The sequence below is a fragment of the Psychromarinibacter sediminicola genome (genome assembly GCF_029168335.1).
Taxonomy (GTDB): Bacteria; Pseudomonadota; Alphaproteobacteria; order Rhodobacterales; family Rhodobacteraceae; genus Psychromarinibacter; species Psychromarinibacter sediminicola.
In genome coordinates, this window is sequence record NZ_JARGYC010000163.1 from 1 (window position 1) to 2588 (window position 2588).

Annotated in this window: 3 protein-coding genes; 2 read left to right on the top strand and 1 reads right to left on the bottom strand. The window is 58.6% G+C overall.

The genetic code is table 11. The features are described 5' to 3' along the window. Positions 1–236 precede the first annotated feature (236 nt). Positions 237–947, bottom strand: a complete 711-nt coding sequence (locus P1J78_RS24525) for a redoxin domain-containing protein (protein ID WP_275569997.1) — start codon at positions 945–947, stop codon at positions 237–239. A 410-nt stretch (positions 948–1357) separates the two neighbouring features. Between P1J78_RS24525 and P1J78_RS24530 the strand changes: the two genes are divergently transcribed. After that, entirely contained in the window at positions 1358–1861 is a 504-nt protein-coding gene (locus P1J78_RS24530; RefSeq protein ID WP_275569998.1) for a hypothetical protein, read from the top strand. 467 nt (positions 1862–2328) lie between these two features. Next, positions 2329–2588 (top strand): hypothetical protein (locus P1J78_RS24535; protein ID WP_275569999.1); only part of this gene is annotated, 260 nt, incomplete at its 3' end.

Genomic DNA, 2588 nt, shown 5'->3' on the forward strand with positions numbered 1-2588 from the left:
CGTACCCCGTTTCTAAGCGCTTCGTCGACCAAGGATCTTACTGCCTCCCGAAGCTCCGTTGCGCTTCCAGGCGTTGCTGGCATTCTCTTCTACTCCCTTCGAAGACCAACGGCGCATCGATGGGGCTCGCGCCGACATTTCCCGCACTCGTCTGGTTCCTATTTTTAGAGCGTTTGCCCACCGACCTGGATCGGTTTCGGCTTCCTAGTAAGCTCGTCCGGGCTGATGGCTCTCGATCACGGCTGCCCCTGCACCACCCTTAGATAGGGTGTCAGCTCTGTCGGTGCGGCACCGAATTTCGCAAACGCCTCCTCCTCACTGCAGCACTTGGGCAGGACGTACATGTCGCCCGGCGTCCAGTCTGCGGGGAGCTGGACCGACAAGTCGTCCTGGGCCTGTGCGCCATCGATGGCACGTAGGATTTCTTCGGTGCTCCGGCCGAGATAGGCGGGATAATCCACGATCAGTCGGATTCGCATGGAAGGGTCAAGCAGCATGGTCCGGCGACCCGGCAGTTCGCCTTGTTTCGGGTGGACCATGCCGAACAGCTGCGACAATTGGCCGTCGGCGTCCTCGACGCTGGGAAAGTTGATCTTCACCTCGAAGAGGGATTCTACCTCCCGGTGCCACGCCACCTGCGTAAGGAGCGAAGATTTCGTGAAGGCGAGCAGCTTGACGTTACGCCTCGCGAAGTCCCCGGATGCTTCTGCGAGGGCGGCCAGTTCGGTCGTGCATATGGGAGTGAAGGCGCAAGGGTGACTGAATAGCACCGTCCAGCTCCCCTCCGCCCATTCGAAGAACTGGATCTGCCCCTCTGTCGTGAGGGCCGTGAAGTCCGGGAAGATGTCGCCAATCTGCGGCATCCACGCGACGTGACGGCGGTACGATGCGGGCATACATACCGCGCCGCCCTTCCAGCTCGAGCCAGCAAACAATGTCATGTTCATTGTAGTACTCCCTCCCGCTAGTTCGCTCGGGAAGATTTGAAAGAAAAAATGGCAATCTTTTGGCACACTTGTATAGAATTGTACGACCAGCCCCCTTAAAGCCAAAGCACTCTCCGTGGACCTCGGAGAACGGGTGATCGAGGTGGTTGATAGCGGTATGAGTCCGCGCGCGGCAGCGTCGCGATACGGGATCGCGCCTTCGAAGGCTATACGCTGGGACACCATCGGCGAACTCATACACCGCGTCGCGCACCAGGAATGCCCGAGATTACTTCGCCGCCTGCGGATATGATGCAGATTGGTCGGAAAACGCTCAAATGCATCCGAAACGGCACATTGGCGCCGCGCAGTCAGCGAACGGTCGAGAGGCCGGACTCCAACAGCGCGTGCGCCGCTCTAGATAATATCTGATGCAACCACTCACCGACGTACTGACTAGCGAAAAGCCCACAGCATTGAGACGGATCGAGGATGCCCTGGGCAGCCTGGAGGAGCGTGGTGAGGCGGCGGAAGCCGCGCTAACATCTTTGATCTGGAGACGTCGGGTAAATGGCAGTTTCGGCATACTTGCCACATTCGCCTACACCGACTGCACCAAGCGGATTTCAGTCATACCTCAGCACCTGGATCACATCGGTGCAACGGAATCGGCTGCGGCGGTGAGATGGCTCCGTCGAGGTGTGCCGTTCGATGACGACCGGATTGTCAATGGCATCATTGACTGGCTTGAAGAGAACAAGACGCTCACAAGTCGCGCCCAGAAGTACGACCGCGAGTTGGACGACATCGCGCCGTGTATTTGGCGTTTCATGCAGTCCTCAGCCGACGCGTTCTCCAGCATCGAGATCCCGGAGAAACGCTTGGGGTTTCTGTCCCGCTTGCTAGATTTGGGAACCAATCGGAGCTTTTCTTGAGGCCGTAGTCGGCAATCGTAACTTTTCTGACGGCCGGCTCGTTCGCGCGGCGGGTTTCCATGCGCAGATGCTTCCAGCACTACTGCGAGGCGGCGGGCCCTTGCCGGAAATCTCTACTCCTCGCTGTCGGATCTCCTGAGCGCGACCCCAGCCCCGGCCGCCACGTCTCCGTTGTCCAGAAACTGGATGCCCTGGGCTTCGAGGGTAGTGCGTACGGCTTCGATTGTCTCAAAGCGTCCCGAAGGTTGCCCTCGCGTGGAATCCAATCGCTGGATTGTCGGATAGCTGATCCCCGATTTCTCCGCCAAGTCTGATGCTGTCCATCCCAGCAGGCTCCTTGCCGCCCTGATTTGCTCGCCGTTCACATGCCCCTCATATAGATCTTCTGTCATTATTGATAGATTTCCTATTGAAAGGTAGTCTATCGGATGCTATATATAATCTATCAAACGCACAGGGGTAAAGCAATGACCTACGACCGTTCCGCCATCATGCGCCGCGCCTGGGAAATCATCCGCAAGGCTGACGTTGCCCGGTTCGGTCTGAACGTCATCAAGCGCAATGCGCTGCGCGCGGCATGGCAGGAAGCCAAGTTCGCTGCAGAAGACGCGGCCGCCCGCCCTGTTGCAGAGCTGTCCGCCGCCGAGAAGGAACTGGTCTGCATCGAGAACAAGAACCGTCAGACCGATGCCGATCAGCGCCGGATGGAAGAACTGCGCCGGATCGT